Source organism: Burkholderia sp., assembly GCF_018375725.1.
In the GTDB taxonomy this organism is placed as follows: domain Bacteria; phylum Pseudomonadota; class Gammaproteobacteria; order Burkholderiales; family Burkholderiaceae; genus Burkholderia.
In genome coordinates this window covers 1-1,595 of the sequence record NZ_JAHACR010000506.1, presented here as the reverse complement: position 1 = coordinate 1,595, position 1,595 = coordinate 1, and the positions used below count along the sequence as shown (strand labels likewise).

Genomic DNA, 1,595 nt, shown 5'->3' with positions numbered 1-1,595 from the left:
CGCGGTCGGTTTCCAGGATGTCGAGCAGAATCGGCTGCCCGATCGATACGACCTCGCGCATCAGGCTGTGCGGGATGACCGCCTCGCAATCGCGTCCGATCGCCCGCTGCGGATCGGCGAGGCCGAAACGCGCCGCATAGCGCTCGTTGATCCATACGATGCGCGCGTCGCGATCGACGATCAGCGTGCCCGCGCTCGAATCCTCGAAAGCCCTGAACAGCGATTCGGCCGCGCGCCGCAGCACATCGCCGTAATCGACGGGCAAACGCGGCCAGTCGTTCATCATCGTGTCGTCTCCACCTGTCATGATCGATTGTCTCTTTAATGAGACGGATTATCTCATTCCGGAGACAAGCGGCCATGCCTTGATCCGCAACGATCAGGATGCCAATGCGCCCCGGCCGCCGGGTCCGTTCGTCTCCCTAACGAGACGTTTTCTGTAGAATCGGGCAGCCATCGACCGGCGCGCGGCCGTCTGCTGACGGCAAATGCCTGTCCGGCGACGCATCCCGGCCGGTGGCACGAAACCTGCACGGCCCTGTGCCGGCCCGCGGCGCGCCACGCCGCGGGTCCGAACAACAACCAAAGCAATAGGAGACTCTCTTGTCTTTCGTGATCGTCCTCGCCGCGCTGGCGTTCCTGATGTTCGCCGCTTACCGCGGCTACAGCGTGATTCTGTTTGCACCGATCGCCGCGCTCGGCGCGGTGCTCATGACCGATCCGGCCGCCGTCGCGCCGGTTTTCTCCGGCATCTTCATGGAGAAGATGGTCGGCTTCGTCAAACTTTATTTCCCGGTTTTCATGCTCGGCGCGGTGTTCGGCAAGGTGATCGAACTGTCCGGCTTTTCCGAATCGATCGTCCATGCGGCGATCCGCTATATCGGCCGCTCGCGTGCGAACGCGGTGATCGTCGCGGTGTGCGCGCTGCTCACCTACGGCGGCGTGTCGCTGTTCGTCGTGGTGTTCGCCGTGTATCCGTTCGCGGCCGAACTGTATCGCCAGAGCAATATTCCGAAGCGGCTGATGCCCGGCGCGATCGCGCTCGGCGCCTTCTCGTTCACGATGGATTCGCTGCCCGGCACGCCGCAGATCCAGAACATCATCCCGACGACGTTCTTCAAGACGACCGCGTGGGCCGCGCCCGCGCTCGGCACGATCGGCTCGGTGTTCATCGTCGCCGTCGGCCTCACGTATCTCGAATGGCGCCGCCGCGCCGCGATGGCGAAGGGCGAAGGCTACGGCACGTCGCTCGTCAACGAACCGGAACGCGTCGAGACCAACTCGCTGCCGAACCCGCTCCTCGCGATCGCACCGCTGATCCTCGTCGGCGTCGCGAACTTCGCGCTGACGAAACTGATCCCGACCTGGTACGGCACCGCGTCCTACACGGTCGCGCCGGACGTGCTGCCCGGCGTGCACACGCCGGTGACGACCTCGATCAAGACCGTCGTCGCGATCTGGTCGGTCGAGGCCGCGCTGCTGCTCGGCATCCTGCTCGTGATCGCCACGTCCTTCAAGCGCGTCAGCGAACGCTTCGCGGCCGGTTCGAAAGCAGCGGTCGGCGGCGCGCTGCTCGCCGCGATGAACACGGCATC

General features: G+C 65.0%; 2 protein-coding genes. One reads left to right on the top strand and one right to left on the bottom strand.

Annotation, left to right across the window (positions count from 1 at the left end; translation table 11 throughout):
- On the bottom strand, window positions 1-286 hold a 286-nt coding region (locus tag KH616_RS24900; RefSeq protein ID WP_292254882.1), incomplete at its 3' end, for a PAS domain-containing protein.
- Window positions 287-603: 317 nt separating this feature from the next.
- Between KH616_RS24900 and KH616_RS24895 the strand changes: the two genes are divergently transcribed.
- The coding region (locus KH616_RS24895; protein ID WP_292254880.1) for a GntP family permease at window positions 604-1,595 on the top strand (992 nt) is incomplete at its 3' end.